18 protein-coding genes are annotated in these 17,290 nt (G+C 49.6%); 4 read left to right on the top strand and 14 right to left on the bottom strand.

All coding sequences use genetic code 11. The annotated features are described in order from the left end of the window. Positions 1-16 precede the first annotated feature (16 nt). From XMM383_RS10670 to XMM383_RS10620, 11 genes are all read right to left on the bottom strand, one after another. Positions 17-1,192, bottom strand: coding sequence for an ATP phosphoribosyltransferase regulatory subunit (locus tag XMM383_RS10670; RefSeq protein ID WP_173495069.1), 1,176 nt, complete (start codon positions 1,190-1,192; stop codon positions 17-19). Between the two features lie 21 nt (positions 1,193-1,213). After that, on the bottom strand, positions 1,214-1,408 hold the full coding sequence (locus XMM383_RS10665) for a DUF2065 domain-containing protein (protein WP_173480704.1): 195 nt from the start codon (positions 1,406-1,408) through the stop codon (positions 1,214-1,216). A gap of 103 nt (positions 1,409-1,511) precedes the next feature. Beyond that, positions 1,512-2,393, bottom strand: coding sequence for a protease modulator HflC (gene hflC / locus XMM383_RS10660; RefSeq protein ID WP_173483577.1), 882 nt, complete (start codon positions 2,391-2,393; stop codon positions 1,512-1,514). Position 2,394: 1 nt separating this feature from the next. Beyond that, positions 2,395-3,597 (bottom strand): FtsH protease activity modulator HflK, encoded by a 1,203-nt coding sequence (hflK, locus tag XMM383_RS10655; RefSeq protein ID WP_173480702.1) that lies wholly within the window; start codon positions 3,595-3,597, stop codon positions 2,395-2,397. Between the two features lie 44 nt (positions 3,598-3,641). Continuing rightward, positions 3,642-4,946, bottom strand: a complete 1,305-nt coding sequence (hflX, locus tag XMM383_RS10650; RefSeq protein ID WP_173483576.1) for a ribosome rescue GTPase HflX — start codon at positions 4,944-4,946, stop codon at positions 3,642-3,644. A gap of 9 nt (positions 4,947-4,955) precedes the next feature. Beyond that, positions 4,956-5,195: an RNA chaperone Hfq gene (gene hfq, locus XMM383_RS10645; RefSeq protein ID WP_173480700.1), complete on the bottom strand. Its 240-nt coding sequence runs from the start codon at positions 5,193-5,195 to the stop codon at positions 4,956-4,958. A 106-nt stretch (positions 5,196-5,301) separates the two neighbouring features. Continuing rightward, complete coding sequence (gene miaA, locus XMM383_RS10640) at positions 5,302-6,231, bottom strand: tRNA (adenosine(37)-N6)-dimethylallyltransferase MiaA (protein ID WP_371731408.1); 930 nt, start codon at positions 6,229-6,231, stop codon at positions 5,302-5,304. Beyond that, positions 6,231-8,108, bottom strand: a complete 1,878-nt coding sequence (mutL, locus tag XMM383_RS10635) for a DNA mismatch repair endonuclease MutL (RefSeq protein WP_173495068.1) — start codon at positions 8,106-8,108, stop codon at positions 6,231-6,233. Before mutL ends, miaA begins: the two co-directional genes overlap by 1 nt. Before the next feature lies 1 nt (position 8,109). After that, complete coding sequence (locus XMM383_RS10630; RefSeq protein ID WP_254443137.1) at positions 8,110-9,450, bottom strand: N-acetylmuramoyl-L-alanine amidase; 1,341 nt, start codon at positions 9,448-9,450, stop codon at positions 8,110-8,112. 26 nt (positions 9,451-9,476) lie between these two features. After that, positions 9,477-9,956 (bottom strand): tRNA (adenosine(37)-N6)-threonylcarbamoyltransferase complex ATPase subunit type 1 TsaE, encoded by a 480-nt coding sequence (gene tsaE / locus XMM383_RS10625; RefSeq protein WP_173483573.1) that lies wholly within the window; start codon positions 9,954-9,956, stop codon positions 9,477-9,479. 7 nt (positions 9,957-9,963) lie between these two features. Next, positions 9,964-11,439 (bottom strand): NAD(P)H-hydrate dehydratase, encoded by a 1,476-nt coding sequence (locus tag XMM383_RS10620; protein WP_173495067.1) that lies wholly within the window; start codon positions 11,437-11,439, stop codon positions 9,964-9,966. Between the two features lie 66 nt (positions 11,440-11,505). Between XMM383_RS10620 and queG the strand changes: the two genes are divergently transcribed. After that, positions 11,506-12,639, top strand: a complete 1,134-nt coding sequence (gene queG, locus XMM383_RS10615; protein ID WP_173480695.1) for a tRNA epoxyqueuosine(34) reductase QueG — start codon at positions 11,506-11,508, stop codon at positions 12,637-12,639. Here queG and orn read toward each other — a convergent pair. Then, positions 12,628-13,170, bottom strand: coding sequence for an oligoribonuclease (gene orn, locus XMM383_RS10610; RefSeq protein WP_173484552.1), 543 nt, complete (start codon positions 13,168-13,170; stop codon positions 12,628-12,630). The two genes, queG and orn, sit on opposite strands and share 12 nt — an antisense overlap. An 89-nt stretch (positions 13,171-13,259) precedes the next feature. On the opposite strand from orn, the gene rsgA reads away from it, so the two are divergent. From rsgA to XMM383_RS10595, 3 genes are all read left to right on the top strand, one after another. Beyond that, a complete protein-coding gene (rsgA, locus tag XMM383_RS10605; RefSeq protein WP_173480693.1) occupies positions 13,260-14,297 on the top strand; it encodes a small ribosomal subunit biogenesis GTPase RsgA in 1,038 nt (345 codons plus the stop codon). Between the two features lie 65 nt (positions 14,298-14,362). Next, a complete protein-coding gene (gene asd, locus XMM383_RS10600; protein ID WP_173480692.1) occupies positions 14,363-15,223 on the top strand; it encodes an archaetidylserine decarboxylase in 861 nt (286 codons plus the stop codon). Between the two features lie 33 nt (positions 15,224-15,256). Beyond that, positions 15,257-16,126: a folate-binding protein YgfZ gene (locus XMM383_RS10595; protein WP_173488643.1), complete on the top strand. Its 870-nt coding sequence runs from the start codon at positions 15,257-15,259 to the stop codon at positions 16,124-16,126. Between the two features lie 3 nt (positions 16,127-16,129). Here XMM383_RS10595 and ung read toward each other — a convergent pair whose 3' ends face one another. Together ung and XMM383_RS10585 are read right to left on the bottom strand one after the other, a co-directional pair. After that, positions 16,130-16,822, bottom strand: a complete 693-nt coding sequence (gene ung, locus XMM383_RS10590; protein ID WP_173495066.1) for a uracil-DNA glycosylase — start codon at positions 16,820-16,822, stop codon at positions 16,130-16,132. Positions 16,823-16,828: 6 nt separating this feature from the next. After that, on the bottom strand, positions 16,829-17,260 hold the full coding sequence (locus XMM383_RS10585; protein WP_217363640.1) for a hypothetical protein: 432 nt from the start codon (positions 17,258-17,260) through the stop codon (positions 16,829-16,831). Positions 17,261-17,290 lie beyond the last annotated feature (30 nt).

The raw sequence follows: 17,290 nt of genomic DNA, 5'->3' as shown, positions 1-17,290 counted from the left end.
TCAACTATTCGTTTACTTAGAGAGTGGTAACAGTCCACTCAGAATTTTCTTTTACCAGACGACGATCGCAGTGCGTTGGCACTGCTGCATTGTCTAGCTCATAAACCACTCGTTCGCCCTGCGCACGCAGTGCTGCGACAGCTAGGACCAACGATGAATCTTCCATTTTCGGCGCCAAAATCGCCAAACCTGGCTCTGGCACTTCATCCAACGCCAATGTAACCAGTGTTTTCAGATCGGCACTGAAGCCAGTAGCGGGACGCGCACGACCAAAGTCCGCTCCGATCTGGTCATAGCGACCGCCTTTTGCTAGTGCTTGGCCAAACTTAGGCGAGTAGGCCGCGAATACAACGCCTGTATGGTAGCTGTAACCGCGCAGTTCACCCAGGTCAATGTAGATACCGATTGATGGGTGCGCTGTTTTAACACGATCAGCAATCGCAGCAACGTGATCGACAGCAGCAAGAATGGCCGCGTTATCCGCAAAGAGTTCGCGTGCACGCTCCAGCGCCTGCTCTGAGCCATTTAAGGTACCCAAGGCGGCAAGCTTGTTTTTGATCGAGTCTGATTGATCAAGCTGATCAACAAATTGCGCCAGCTCAGGCAACGCCTTACGCTCTAGAATATCGATGTAGCTGGTAATCTCTGCTTCAGAGAGGCCCGCTTCAGCCACCAATTCAGTGAATACACCTACATGGCCTAGATCCAGATTGATTGCTCCTTTGACACCGACCTGAACCAAAGTGTCGAGCATCAGAGCGATGACTTCTGCATCACTGTCAACGCCTTCGTGCCCGAACAACTCAGCGCCAATCTGCATGGGGTTGCGCGATGCCAACATATTCACCGCACGAGTGTGAAGTACTGAACCACAGTAACAGAGACGGCTCACGCCATCTGAACGCAGACGATGGGCATCAATACGCGCGACCTGTGGCGTAATATCCGCTCGAATACCGAGCATGTGACCAGAAGTCTCATCGGTCACTTTGAAGGTACGCAGACCTAAGTCACCACCCACACCGGTCAACAGTGACTCAAGGTGCTCAGCAACCGGAGGCATCACTAACTCGTACCCCCAGCCATGAAACAGATCCAACACTCGACGACGAACCAGCTCAACCTCGCGCGCAACGGGAGGGAGCAACTCTTTCATACCGTCAGGAAGTAGCCAGCGATCAGCCAACGCCATTATAAAAAACTCCGATACTCTTTATTTAGAAAGTATGAGTAGTGCAGTGCCTATTAACATAGAGGCCAGGCCAAAAGCACGAAGGGTCTTATCATTCACCATCGCCAGTTGACTCACCATAGAGCGCCAGCGGTGTGGATAGAGAAAAGGAATGATCCCTTCTATCACTAAAACCAAACAAAATGCGAGCCAAAGCTCGTGCCAAAGTTCAGACATCTTAAGTACTGCTAAATCACAAAAAAACCGGGGCACGCCCGGTTGATCAATTTTAACACGAAAACGGGTGCCAATGGCACCCGCTTTTTAACCCGACCTTGGTTTAGTTGGTCGCGTTTGGAGATGCGTTCTGCAGGTAACGGAAGAACTCACTATCCGGCTTCAGCAGCAGTACATCAGATCCATTATTGAATGACTCTTTGTAGGCAAGAAGACTGCGGTAGAAAGAGTAGAATTCACTGTCCTTGTTAAATGCTTCTGCATAGATACGTGCCGCTTCTGCATCACCCTCACCTCGAGTCACCTCCGACTCACGATAAGCGTTCGCTAGGATAACGGTGCTCTGACGGTCAGCATCTGCACGGATACCTTCTGCAAGCTCTTGACCACGTGAACGAAGCTCACGTGCCAGACGCTCACGCTCTGTGCGCATACGTTGGTAGACCGAGTTTGACACTTCAGACGGTAGATCGATTCGTTTAACACGAACATCAATCACGCTTAAGCCTAGCTCTTTTTCACTCAGCTCTGTCAGTGATGAAACGACGGTATCCATCACCTCTTCACGCTCACCAGAGACAACCTCAGTTAGGGTACGAGTACCAAACTGGTTACGCAGACTGGTCTCAATACGCGTCGACAAAAGATCTGCCGCACGGAACGAGTCACCAGAGGTTGCGGTGTAGTACTTCTCCACATCCGAGATAATCCACTTAACGTAAGAGTCTACCACTAGACGTTTTTTCTCTAGTGTAAGGAACGACTGTGGGCGAGTATCCAAGGTTTGAACACGAGCATCGAACTTACGAACGGTGTTCACAAATGGAATTTTAAAGTGCAGACCGGGTTTTAGATCGCTTTCGACCACTTCACCAAACTGCAGCTTCACGCCACGCTCGGTCTCTTTAACGATGTAGACCGAGTTACTAACAATCAACAACACCAATACGGCAAGTACCGATGTAAACATCGAAGTCGGTTTCATATTAACGACCCTCCCGTAGTGTACTAGTGCTTGAGCTGCCGATGCGGTTAATCACCTGCTGCGTTAACTCACGCATGCTGGAGTCATCTAAACGCACAGAGCGTGGCGTGTTAGCAATGGTATCTGCTTGGCGCTTCATCAATTGATCCAGCGGTAGGTACATCATGTTATTACCACCATCGACATCCACCATCACCTTAGGCGTTTTGCCCAACACCTCTTGCATCATATCGATGTAGAGACGTTCACGGGTGACACCAGGAGCCATCTGATATGCTTGCAGAAGTGATGTGAAACGATCAGCTTCACCGCTTGCTCGAGCAACGACTTCCTCTTTGTAAGCATTCGCTTCTTCGATCACACGCTGAGCGGTACCACGAGCTTCCGGAACAATACCGTTAGCGTAAGTTTCCGCCTCGTTTTTAACACGCTGCTCATCCTCACGCGCTTTGATCACGTCATCAAACGCATCTTGAACCTGCTGTGGTGCGGTTGCGTTTTTGATATTGACACGTGAAAGAGCAAGACCTGTGCCGTAACTGTCCATGTAGCTTTGTAGACGTGCCTGAACCTGTGTCGCGAGAATCTCACGACCTTCGGTCAAGATGCCGTCCAGGTTAGTCGAACCAACCGTATGGCGAAGTGATGATTCAGATGCATGTGACAGACTGGTTTCAGGGTCACGAACATTAAGAACAAATGCACGTGGATCACTGATCACATACTGAACCGTCATCTCTACATTTACGATGTTCTCATCACGAGTCAGCATCAAAGAGCCGTGGTCGTGGGTACGAACTCGAGTCACATTCACCTTAGTGACTTCATCCAGTAGTGGCGGGTTCCACTGCAGACCTGGCTGTACAGTTTCATGGTACTTACCAAGGCGAAGAACAACACCACGTTCCTGTTGATCGACTGTGTAGAAACCAAAGCCAGCCCAAGCAACCACTACAACCAGAGCAATGATGCCGAAGAAACCTGCACCAGGTCCTTTAACATCACCACCATTAGAACCACCAGAACCCCCAGAGCGTTTACCGCCAAAGATAGAGTTCAAGCGTTCTTGCAGCTTCTGCAACGCTTCATCTAGATCGGGTGGTCCCTGTTCAGGGCCGCCTGATCCACCACGGCGGCCATTATTGCCACCTGAGTTCCATGGATCCTGGTTGTCTTTACGACCACCGGGCTCATTCCAAGCCATAGTATTGCTCCATTACTTTAAAAATCTAAAACAAGCTAAACTTGTTACCACTGCTCTTCTTCAGCCGGCAGATAGCGCTCATGCGGAATATCTAAACGGCTTAAAATCTTTCTCAGCTCCTTCTCTTGGAGCCTTACCTCTAACCTAATACGACCCTCATCGGTAAACTGTTCATCGACCACCGCGTTTTGTGCAAACAACATGGCTCTGAACTGCCCCTGATTATGATCAAGCTCCACAATCTCGTGGAACATATCATTGGCCAGACGCTCGCGCAGCGCTTGAACAAGAAGATCAGTACCTACACCGGTTCTAGCCGATAACCAAACCCGAACAGGCACGCCTTGATCATCTCGATCGATACGAGGCTCTACACCCTCGAGTCCATCAATTTTATTGTAGACCTCCAGTGTAGGAACTTCATCCGCTCCTATCTCGTGTAACACATTATTAACTTGTGCAATGTGCTCACGACGCTCTTCATCTACCGCATCAATGACATGAAGAAGCAGTGTAGCTTCAACCGTCTCTTGAAGGGTCGCACGAAAGGACTCTACTAGTTTATGGGGGAGGTCTCGGATAAATCCAACCGTGTCAGCCAAAATAACTGAACCAATATCACTTAGCTCTAGCTTTCTTAAGGTTGGATCGAGTGTCGCAAACAGCTGGTCGGCCGCATAGACGTCCGCTTCGGTAATTCGATTAAACAGTGTCGATTTACCTGCGTTGGTGTAACCAACCAGAGAGAGCGTCGGAATCTCTGCACGGGCACGTGCTCTACGGCCCTGTTCTCGCTGCTTACGAACCTTCTCTAGGCGACCGGTAATCGCTTTAATTCTGGCGCGCAGTAGACGTCGGTCGGTTTCAAGCTGGGTTTCACCAGGGCCACGCAGACCGATACCACCCTTTTGACGCTCAAGGTGGGTCCAACCTCTGATTAGGCGAGTCGACATATGTTCAAGCTGAGCCAACTCAACCTGCAGCTTCCCCTCATGGGTTCGAGCGCGTTGTGCGAAAATATCAAGAATCAGGCCTGTACGATCAAGTACTCGACACTCAATTTCACGTTCGATATTTCGTTCTTGGCCGGGGGTTAGAGAATGATCAAAGATAACCAGTTTGGCATCATGCAGGCGCACGAGCTCTGCAAGCTCTTCAACCTTACCTTTGCCTAAAAAGAATTTTGAACTGGGTTCGGAGCGAGTCCCGAAGAGATACTCAACGGGATCAGCACCGGCAGAGAGAGCCAGCTCTTCTAGCTCTCTAGGATTGTCATTCGCATTAGGTCCAGGGAAATCAATGTGGACGAGAATCGCTGTCTCGCCCGATTCGGGACGATCGAAAAACAATTAGAAACCTCAGTCAGCTGGCTTTTCGTCAACCTGAGGTAGTTTTACAGGACGAGATGGAACCACTGTCGAAACAGCGTGTTTGTAAACCATCTGGCTAACGGTGTTTTTAAGCAGAATGACAAATTGATCGAAAGACTCAATTTGGCCTTGTAGCTTGATGCCGTTTACTAGGAAGATTGATACTGGAACGCGCTCTTTGCGCAAAACGTTCAAGTAAGGGTCTTGTAGGGTTTGCCCTTTTGACATAGTCATCACCTTTAGAGTAATCGTTATTAAGACTCTACGACCGCCGCCCAATATTTCAGGCTCGAGACAATCCTCGATACAGCCATTACGTAGAGAGAAAATGATATTAGATTCGTGGAATCAATGCCAAAGTTTTCTTAAAAAGATTTTCACCAAAGGGATCAATCACCTCTGCACCCTGCCAGCTGCGCAACCATGTCATCTGACGTTTAGCTAGCTGACGTGTCGCTACCACTCCTTTATGGTGCATCTCTTGCCAATCCAACTCACCCTCCAAATACTGCCACATTTGGCGATAACCAACACAACGCATTGAAGGCAGATTCAGATTCAGATCCCCACGCTGACGAAGCCTAACCACTTCCGCCTCAAAGCCTTGCTCCAACATCAGCTTGAAACGCAGCTCAATACGCTGATGCAGTTGAGCGCGATCTTCTGGCATTAACGCGACGGGAATGAGGTTCCACGGCAACTCTAGGGCTTTCTGTTCCTGCCAGTGGCTCTCAATACTTCGGCCTGTCATCAGAAAGACTTCCAATGCACGCTGGATTCGCTGTTGATCGTTGGGCCCCAAACGCTCACCCGAAGCCGGATCTAACTGAGCTAAGCGAGCGTGAACGGCCGGCCAACCCTCCTGCTCAGCCTGAGCCTCAATCTCCGCTCTGATCTCTGCATTGGCTTCGGGGAGTTTTGCCAACCCTTCTGCCAACGCCTTAAAGTAGAGAATGCTCCCCCCCACAAGAACAGGCAACTTGCCCTGCGCGTGTGCTTGATCGATTAATTGACGTGCATCCTCAGCAAAGTCTGAGGCTGAATAGACCTCTGTTGCATCTAAAATATCCACCAACGCATGCGGGTACTTTTCCAATGTCTCGCGATCAGGTTTGGCCGTACCAATATCCATCTCTCGGTATATAAGAGCACTATCAACACTGATAATCTCAACGTCCATATGATCAAACAGATTAAGGGCAAGGTCCGTTTTGCCTGAGGCTGTTGGCCCCATCAAAAAGAGTACTGGCAACTTTTCGGCCACTACTGCCCCCTTAGGAAGAGCTTATCCAGCTCATTCATGGTCATCTGCACATAGGTAGGACGGCCGTGGTTGCACTGACCACTTCGTTCAGTCGCTTCCATATCACGCAATAGAGCATTCATCTCTGGTAGCGTAAGCTGGCGGTTGGCCCGAACCGAGCCATGGCATGCCATGGTCGCCAACAGCTCATTAATGCTCTCTTCAATACGGCTGCTACTGCCATAAACCTTCATATCGGATAGAACATCACGAACCAAGAGCGAAACATCCGATCGAGCCAGTGCAACAGGCACTTCACGAATCACAACAGACTCTTGGCCCATTCGCTCAACAGAGAAGCCTAACTTAGCAAACACCTCGGAGCGCTCTTCAGCAATATCCACTTCGGCTTCACTTAAATTCAGAGTAACCGGAACCAATAGCGGCTGACTGCGCAATCCATCAGATTCCCATGCACTCTTCATTCGCTCGTAAACAATACGTTCATGCGCGGCGTGCATATCGACCAAGATGAGTCCTTCTGCAGTTTGGGACAAAATGTAGATGCCATGCAGTTGCGCCAATGCAAAACCCATTGGGGGAATATCTTGAGTCTCTGACGACGGGTTCAATGAACCATCCTGATTCAGTGTAGAGGTAGGATGAAGAGCCCCATAACCGGCTAGCTGCTGCTTCACCTCACCGGCTGATGGCGTTGCAGGTCGAACGTAATTAGAGAAGTTAATCCCTGAAGTGCTACTACCTAGCCCAGTACCTGAACCGGTTGACTGAAGTGAGATGCGCTGCTGATCAAACTGCTGCTGAATCGGTTGAGCCTGCCCCTGCAAAAGGGATGACACAGAGGTATCGCTGTTCTGTTCACCGGGACGCGTTTCCGCGATCACCCGGTGAATGGTACGGAATATGAAATCGTGAACTAAGCGCCCTTCTCGGAATCGAACTTCATGTTTGGTTGGGTGTACGTTGACATCAACCAGCGCCGGATCGAGCTCTAGATAGAGAACATAACAAGGGTGTCGACCGTTATAGAGAACGTCTGCATAGGCCTGGCGAATAGCATGAGTCACCAGCTTGTCACGAATGATGCGTCCATTAACAAAGAAATATTGCTGATCAGCTTGCGAGCGTGAATAGGTTGGTAAACCGATCCAGCCCCACAATCTGAGACCTGAGGCTTCTGCACTGATGTCTAAGCTGAGTGCATTATCAATAAAACCCGACCCAAGTAGAGAGGCTATTCGGCGCTCGCGCATCTGCTCACTGTTGGCAGGCTTCAGTTGATGAACCACACGGTTGTTGTTACTTAGCTGAAACTGAAGATCGAAACGACTCAATGCAAGACGTTTAACCACCTCTTCAAGATGTCGATACTCTGTATTCTCTGTCTTCAAAAATTTACGGCGCGCAGGGGTATTAAAGAACAGGTCACGCATCTCAACGGTTGTCCCTTGCGGATGAGCTGCCGGTGATACCTCAGCGACCATGTCACGCCCCTCCGCTTTGACCTGCCAGGCGCTATCATCATCGACTGAGCGCGACGTGAGAGTTAAACGAGAGACCGAACTGATACTGGCCAGTGCCTCACCGCGAAAGCCGAGGCTTGCCACCGCTTCAAGATCCTCAAGCGCTGTGATCTTGGAGGTCGCATGACGACTCAACGCCAGTGGCAGATCCTCTTTATCGATCCCCTTACCATCATCACGAATACGGATCAGCTTCACACCGCCCTGTTCAACCTCGACCGAGATCTTTTCTGCACCCGCATCGATGGCATTTTCCAAAACCTCCTTGACGACGGATGCGGGGCGTTCTACCACTTCACCGGCAGCGATCTGGTTGGCCAACTGCGGCGATAAAAGATGTATTCGACTGCTCATATTAACCTGCAGGTATCTTTAGAACCTGACCTACTCTAATACGATCAGACTTCAAATTATTATAACGACGCAGTGCGTCCAAACTGACGCCATTACGCTCGGCAATCATTGAGAGACTGTCACCCGGAACCACTTTATGGCTACGATTAATATCCTTAGGCACTTTCCCCTGAGCCTTCAAAGAGGCGACAAGCGTAGCCGCGGGCGGGCGCTTCCAAAAATGACTAATAATGCCGTCCGCAATCGCTTTCGCCATCCGCTTTTGGTACTTAGGATCACGAAGCTTTTTAGCCTCTTGTGAATTCGAAATAAAACCCGTTTCAACAAGAATGGAGGGGATGTCAGGAGATTTAAGCACCACAAACCCCGCTTTCTCCACGTAGCTTTTGTGCATTTTGGCAAAGCGCGCGATGTTCTGATGAACCGCTAGCGCCACCTCTGAGCTACTGGTACGCGCATAGGTCATCGACATATCCAGCAGCACACTGGCGAGCGTCTCATCTTTATCTTCAAGACTGACACTACCGACACCGCCGATTAAATCAGCTGCGTTCTCTTTTTTCGCCAGCCAACGACCCATCTCACTGGTGGCACCGCGGTTTGAAAGAACCCAGACAGAGGCTCCGCGTGCCCGTTTGTTTTGTGCGGCGTCTGCATGAATCGATACAAATAGGTCTGCATTTTTTTGGCGCGCTTTCTTGGTACGATCACGAAGGCGGATAAAGTAGTCACCGGTTCGTGTTAGCTCAGCACGAAAGCCCGGCTGCTGATCAATCAGCTTTTTAACCTCTTTGGTGATGGCGAGAACAACCTGCTTCTCTTTAAGGCGTCCGGGGCCAAGCGCACCCGGATCTTCACCACCATGCCCCGCATCTAAAACAACAACAATTTCGCGCTGCCCCGTAGGCAAAGTCACAGGCTTAGGCGCAGCAGTGGGTTTTAATTGCGCTCCACCTTGATGGGCCAGATCGATTACCAATCGATCCCCATACTTCTCATTGGGCGCTAACGTAAAACTCGAGGGTTTCACCGGTTGCGATAGATCTAGAACGATACGCAACTTATCACTCTGTTCACCGGTTCGAATGCGACTGATAGGACTTCCCGTCAAATCAACGGTACTAAAATTGGATTTCGCTCGACCCTTGGGTATATCAATAACAATTCGATCCGGATTATCGAGGGTAAACAGGGAGTGTTCGGTGGAGCTATCCAGATCAAAGACCAATCGAGTGCTGTCAGGCGACTGCCACAAGCGCAAACTATCAACCGAAGCAGCCCAAGAGAGCAGAGGAAGCACTAACAGAGCGCAACCAAAGAAGAGTCTCTTAAACTGATTCAACGCTGATTGATTCCTTAATAACATCATTAAGCCTTAACAGACCTCAACTCTTGGAGTCTCTGCACAATGGATTGACCTAACTCGGTGCGAGCGTAGATTGTTATTTTACGTCCCAATGCTTCGGGTTCAAGGAAGAGATCTAGATCAGCTGCCGGCAAGAAACCTTCGCCCTTCTCTGACCACTCCACCAAACAGAGCGAACTGTTCTCAAAATAGTCGCGAATCCCCATATACTCGAGCTCTTCAGGATCACCCAAGCGGTAAAGGTCGAAGTGATAGACCCTACGATCATCAAACTCATAAGGTTCTACCAACGTGTAGGTAGGACTCTTCACTGCGCCTTGATGGCCTAACGACTGAATTACACCACGTGCGAGGGTCGTCTTACCCATGCCAAGGTTGCCATGCAGAAAGAGGACCCCCGAACTCATTGCACGGGAAATCAATGCACCAGCAGCGATTGTTTCAGCCTCATCTGCAAGAGACCATGAGATCGATTGTGTCACGAATTCATTACCCTAATAAACTTCTGATATGAGGAAGAAGGTCTGTCGCAATCAACCCTCTTTCACCCTCGGCACTGGCCATATCACCCGCTTTAGCATGGAGCCAAACACCTATCTGCGCAGAATCTAACAGAGAGTAGCCCTGCGCCAAAAACGTTGCGATGATACCAGAAAGCAGATCCCCCATCCCAGCCGTTGCCATACCTGGATTGCCTAGGTTGCAGATAAAGGCTTTATGACCATTGCAGACAATGCTGCCGGCACCTTTTAACACGATGACACCACCCAACTGGCTCTGAAGCGCAAATGCACTCCCGACAGGGTCAGACTGGACTTCTGCTATAGAACAGCCCAACAATCTAGCAGCCTCACCGGGGTGTGGCGTAAAGACAGCATGAGGATGAAAACCAACTTTATTCTGTGCAATAAGGTTCAGTGCATCCGCATCCACCACAGTCGGTTTATCTAAAGAGTTGACCCTTTCTAAACAGCTGAGAGCCCAATCGCTCTGCCCCAAACCGGGCCCTATCGCGATGGCATCCATGGATTGAATCATCGACTCAAAGGCCGCAATGTCACTGGCTAAACGCACCATCACCTCTGGCGTACGAGAGAGCATCGCTGTGACCGCCGATTCACTATTGGTCAGTAGCGTGACCCGCCCCGCCCCTGTTCTGAGCGCAGCTTCACTCGATAGCATCGGTGCTCCGCCAAACCCAAAATCACCGCCAATTACTACGAGGGACCCTTGACTGCCTTTGTGCGCAGCGCGATTCAGTGGAGCCATTTGGCTCAATGGTTCAGAGATCAATTGACTCTGTGACTCTGGGAAGAGCTCTGCTGGCACGCCCAAGCTATCCACCATCACACGACCAACATAGTCACGCGCTTGATTGATAAACATCCCCTGCTTGGGAGCGATAAAGGTCAAGGTCGCATCGGCCTTAACGGCAGAACCCAAGACAGATCCAGTATCAGCCGACAGGCCTGATGGGATATCCAAAGAAAACACAGGCCTTTGCTGCCGGTTAATCCAATGAATAACAGCAGCTGAGTCTGAGCGAACCTCGCCATTCAGACCAATCCCTAGCAGAGCATCCACGATGAGATCTGACTCGTCATTAACAGCCGGATCAAAGGGACGTTTTGGAAGGTCAGCAGGCAGGTCATTCCAAGCCTCTAAAGCTTCACCGCTTAGCTGAACTTCAAAATCAGTGCTAGCCAGAGTGATTGTCACAGCGTGACCTGACTTAAACAGCAGTTTGGCTAACGCCAGTCCATCTCCACCATTATTGCCGGCACCACATACAAGATTAAACGAGCTGGCCTTCGGATAGAGTCGTGTGATCCAGTGTTGCGCCGATCGTGCAGCACGACACATCAATTGATAACCCGGTATCGGCATAGACTCAATGGCCAAACGATCAATCACTTTGCATTGAGCGGCAGTAAAGAGCGAAGAGCCAATTGGGGACTCATTCATTCGAGGCACTCCTGATGCTGACTTATTTGACGTATAGTAACACCTCATCATGAAAACAAGCTGATAATGACTCGCGTGCACAAGATCGAACTGTCCAATATTGCCGAAGGTTTAAAAGAGAGAGCGAAGCAGCTTGGATTTCAGCAGTGCGCAATCACCCTGCCAGATCTACAACATGAAGCGAGCCACCTGCGTAGCTGGCTGGATAAGCACTACCATGGCGAAATGAGGTTTCTTGCCGAACATTTCGAAAAGCGAATCGATCCAACCCTGCTGGTTGAAGGCACTCAGCGTATTGTTCTACTGCGTATGGACTACCTTCCCGCCGATGTCAGCCTGTTCAAAACGTTGACCAATGCCGACAAGGGTTACATAGCACGTTACGCATTGGGGCGTGATTATCACAAGTTGATTCGAAAACGCATTAAACAGCTTGGACAGTGGTTAGAAGAGCAGTGCCAAACCACGATTAACTTCCGCCCTTTTGTCGACAGCGCTCCGATATTAGAGCGCCCGCTTGCTCGTGACGCTGGTCTGGGCTGGATCGGCAAAAATACACTACTGCTCAATAAAAGCGCGGGGTCTTGGTTTTTTTTGGGCTCACTGTTTACCGATGTCGAGCTACCTATAGATCCACCAGAAACGGCTTCACACTGCGGATTATGCACCGCTTGTTTGGATGTTTGTCCCACCAACGCATTTCCCAAACCCTATGAGCTGGATGCTCGACGATGCATCTCCTATTTGACCATAGAGTACTCTGGCAGTATTCCAGAAGAGTTACGCCCGCTGATGGGCAATCGCATCTTTGGCTGCGACGATTGCCAACTGGTCTGCCCGTGGAACCGTTTTGCTCAGCACACCCAGGAGTGTGATTTCTCGCCACGCCATCAACTCGACGATATCGATCTGATTGAGCTGTTTCAGTGGAGCGAAGAGACCTTTCTACAAAGAACTGAAGGATCAGCCATTCGCAGAACGGGCTACCAGGGATTTAAACGAAACATTGCGGTAGCCCTAGGCAACAGTAAGGGTGGTGACAGAGTCATTGAGCTGCTTGAAGCTTGTTTAGCCTCTAACGAGAGCGCGCTAATAAAAGAGCACGCTCAATGGGCGGTTGAGCATTTAAGAAATCGAACGGCCGATGCGAACGCACTGAAAATTATCGATTTCCCACTTGCTCAACGTTTAGACCTGTAAAAAGTGCTCACGATAGACTTTTAACTCTTCAATGGAGTCACGAATATCATCCAGGGCTAAATGAGCCCCCTTTTTAACCACCTTTTCAGTCACATCAGGGCGCCAGCGGCGTGCCAGCTCTTTCAGCGTGCTGACATCCAAATTACGGTAGTGGAAGAAGGCTTCTAGTTCGGGCATGTAACGATGCAAAAACTTACGATCTTGATGGATAGAGTTTCCACAAATCGGCGAAGCACCCTGGTCGACATGCTCTCTCAAAAACGCCAACATCTGCTGTTCTGCTTCGGACTCACTGGTACGGCTCTGTTTAACTCGTTCAATCAAACCTGAGCCACCATGCTGCTTTGTATTCCACTCATCCATGGCATCAATCAGTGCATCGGATTGGTGAACGGTAATCACAGGACCTTCGGCTAGAGTGTTCAATTCAGAGTCGGTCACAATCGCAGCCATCTCAATGATGCGCTCACGCTCGACATCCAGACCCGTCATCTCTAGATCGATCCAGATAAGATTATCTTGTCGTGACATGCCAAAGCTCCCTTTAAAGTGTCTAATCTTTTATGAACAAAGTATGATGCACAGTATACCGACTAACACAGCGATTTAGCAGAGATTGAATGGCGCAACGTAAAGTTAATCGCCGCCAAGCATGGCGTATTAAGAAGATTCAAGAAGAGCGTGCCGCTCGAGCCAATAAACGTGACACTCAAATCGACTCACAACTCGAAGGGGGCGATTTAGGTGCCGAACAGCGTGGCCTGATCATCTCGCACTACGGAAAACAGGTCGATATTGAAGCCTTAGATGGCGATCGTAGCGGTGAAATCATTCGCTGCCATATGCGTACCCACCTAGGGCAATTGGTGACCGGGGATAGGGTGATCTGGCGTCCCTCCCCCGATGCGGGTGTGGTCGTCGCTGTTGAGGATCGCCACTCTGAACTTAAGCGCCCAAACAATCATGGTGAGTTGAAGCCAGTCGCAGCCAACATCGATGCAATATTAATAGTCATCGCCGTCGAACCCCATGCGCACGCCAACCTGATTGATCGTTACTTAGTTGCCTCTGAACTCTCTGGCATAGAGCCTATTATTGTCTTAAATAAGACCGATCTACTCGATGACAAGCATCGTGAACGATTGATACCTCTTCTGGATAGCTATGCCGAAATTGGCTACCGCACCATCTATGCATCCACAGAGAACTCCAACGGCTTAGATGAGCTGCACGAGTTCTTAAAAGATCGCACGACCGTCTTTGTTGGACAGTCTGGTGTGGGTAAATCGTCGCTGGTCAATGCGCTACTGCCTGGCGTTGATCTGAAAGTGGGCGCCCTATCTGAGTCGAATCGAACCGGGAAACATACAACGACCACTGCTCGTCTATTCCACATACCCGAAGGGGGCGATCTCATCGACTCTCCTGGCATCCGTGAATTTGGTCTATGGCACATTGATCCCAACGATCTGATTGACGGATTTAAGGAGTTTCGCCAGGTCACAGGCCACTGCAAGTTCAGAGACTGCAAGCACGAACAGGAGCCTGGCTGTGCCTTCTATGATGCGATCGATATGGGCGTCATCAGCGAGCAGCGCTTTTTCAGTTACAAACAGATTTTGGATTCCATGTTGGAATCTGACTTCACGGTGCGATAGAGAAAAAGCACTAGCTCAGGTATCATCACAACCCAACTTAAAGAATCACTCAGGCGGAGTTTTTAGTGAAAGATAAACTGTTCATTCTGTTTCAATACATCGTGCCACAGCACTTGTTATCACGTGCCGTTGGCCGCCTAGCTGAGTGCACAAATAGCCGTATTAAGAACTGGATTATTCAGCGATTTATAAAACAGTTTAACGTCGATATGAGTGAAGCGGAGCGCCAGCAACCGGAACAATTTATCAACTTCAATGACTTCTTCACTCGCGCCCTTAAAGAGGGAGCTAGACCGATTGCAGAGGGCGAAGATGTCGTGGTGTCGCCTGCTGACGGGGCAATCTCAGAGATGGGTACCCTTCAATATGGGCGTATTTTGCAAGCAAAGGGACATAGTTACAGCGCCGTTTCTCTGCTGGGTGGTTGTACCGAGCGAGCAAAACCCTTCATCAATGGCGAGTTCGCGACCATCTACCTATCACCAAAAGATTACCACCGCGTACACATGCCAGTAGCCGGTGCACTTAAAGAGGCCTACTACGTTCCTGGTGATCTTTTCTCGGTCAACCAAACCACAGCCAACAATGTTGACAGCCTGTTTGCTCGTAATGAACGCCTAGTCTGTCTATTTGAGACAGAGCGTGGCCCAATGGCGATGGTACTCGTCGGCGCAATGATTGTTGCCGGTATAGAGACCGTCTGGAGTGGCCAGGTAGCCCCTCTCAAAAAAGAGGCTATGAAACTGTTTAGCACAGAAGCTGACGCCCCTCTTCTACTGGAGAAAGGTGCAGAAATGGGCCGATTCAAACTCGGTTCAACGGTGATCCTTCTCTACCCTGAAGGCGTAATCAATTGGCGCGACCATCTAGCGGCCGGCGCACCGGTCAAGATGGGTGAAGTCATTGCCCATCAAACAGAGTCTTAAGTGATACCACAACCCTTTTTAGTGAGCTGAGCTATGAACATTGCGATAACGGATGCCAAACTGTTCTCCGTCGAAGGCGTTGATGCAGCCTCTTTTTTACAAGGCCAGCTGACCGCTGATGTTGCTGCACTTAACACTGGGGAGCACCTCATCGCCGCACACTGCTCAATTAAGGGAAGCATGGTTGGGCTCTTCAGAGTCATGCGCATCAGTGACGAATGTTTTTGGCTGCGGGTCCATCAAGAGATCGCAGAAAGCGCCTTTAACAACCTAAAAAAATACAGCATCTTTTCCAAGGTGGAGCTTAACTTCATAGATAACGCCAATGGGTTTTGCCTATCGAAAGACTATTTAGAGTCAATTAAAAGCTCAGAGAGTGACCGATCCTTTGCTGCTCAAATCGATGCCGAGCATGTTGAGTTCTGGACCACCGATCTTGAAGTACAAAACAGATTGGCCAAGGATGCTACCGACTCATTAGAGGCTTGGTATGAGATCAATGTCCGCGCCGGTATCTTCGATTTAAGAGAGGCTACCCAAGAGACATTCATTCCTCAGATGTGTAATTTACAAGCCATTGATGGCGTAAGCTTCAGCAAGGGGTGTTACACCGGTCAGGAGATAGTAACCCGTTTACAGCATCGCGGTATTTTGAAAAAAGCGATGTACGGATTCACGCTACCGCAGGGCCATTCCATCAGCATTGGGGAGCCACTGTTTAATGCTGACCAAGTTGAGGTCGGCACCGTTGTACTGACCAGTTCAACTGATCAAACCTCTCTACTTGCTGTCATTCAACAGTCAGAAAAAGAGGGGGTGATTTTCACAGAGAGTGGCGCAGCCCTAACCGCTTTGGAACTACCTTACACCCTAGATCCAAAGTTATTTGAATCCAAGCGTTAGCCATCAACCGAACAGATCTGCCTGTCCTATCACCGGCAGCTCCCAGTTGATCTCAGAAAAGCCCTTCTCAGCGAGCCAAGCGTTGGCTTTAGAAAACGGCTGACTACCAAAAAAACCTCGGTGTGCTGATAGTGGCGAAGGGTGAGGTGATTGAATCACCAAATGCTTTGCCTGATCGATCATGCTCGTCTTTTTCTGAGCATAGCTTCCCCAGAGGATAAACACCGTGCCCGTGGAGTGTTCGTTAACCTGCTGAATGATACGATCGGTGACACTCTCCCAACCCTTGCCTTGGTGTGCATTGGCGTTGCTATCCTCTACCGTAAGGACCGCATTGAGTAAAAGGACTCCCTGCTCTGCCCAGGCTTCAAGAAAACCATGTTCTGGGGCAGCGATCCCTAAATCACTACTCAACTCTTTGTAGATATTCCTCAGCGATGGTGGCACTTGAATACCAGGTAAGACAGAGAAACTTAAACCATGCGCCTGGCCTGCCTGATGATAAGGGTCTTGGCCAAGAATGACGACGCGTGTCGACTCTAGCGGGGTCAACTCCAAAGCACGAAACCACTGATCTTGAGGTGGGTATATTGTGACACCCTCAGCTGTTCGTTGATCCAGAAACGCCATAAGAGATTGATAGTTTGGCGTCTCGGATATCTCTTTCAGCAGCTGCTGCCAACCCTTCGAAAGCATCGGCACCTACCTTGAATCCGACTGATTAAAGCTGAGTTCAGCTGAGCTTTTTATGACTCGCCCGAAAAAGGGTGAGTAGTATCGAACCTTGCCAGGCGCGTGTGAGAAGTAGCCTGAAATGATGACGATCAGACAGAACAGCACCGTTGTTAGGTGAGGAGCGTTCATCGCTAACAACAGTAGAAAAATTTTAGTAATAACCGCCAAACCCCGCAGTTGAATCAACCAAATTGCATCAACGTAGAGTTCGACCAGTAGCATTAAGGAGCCAGTCGTCAGCGCTAGTATGGCATAGGGCCGCCAAAGCGATTCCGGTAAGTCATATAAGAAAAAGCCCGCAAAACCTGCAATACCAAAAAGGTGCAGTGTTCGCAGGCTTATGCTGAGATAGCGCTTCGCTGTGAAGTCACGTTTCTGTTTGGGAAACAGCCTAGACAACACAGCAAAATCCTTCTGTACGCTTAATTG

The sequence above is a fragment of the Marinobacterium sp. xm-m-383 genome, from assembly GCF_013283255.1.
GTDB lineage: Bacteria > Pseudomonadota > Gammaproteobacteria > Pseudomonadales > Balneatricaceae > Marinobacterium_E.
The sequence above is the reverse complement of the archived record's forward strand: the minus strand, read 5'-3'. Positions and strand labels throughout refer to the sequence as shown.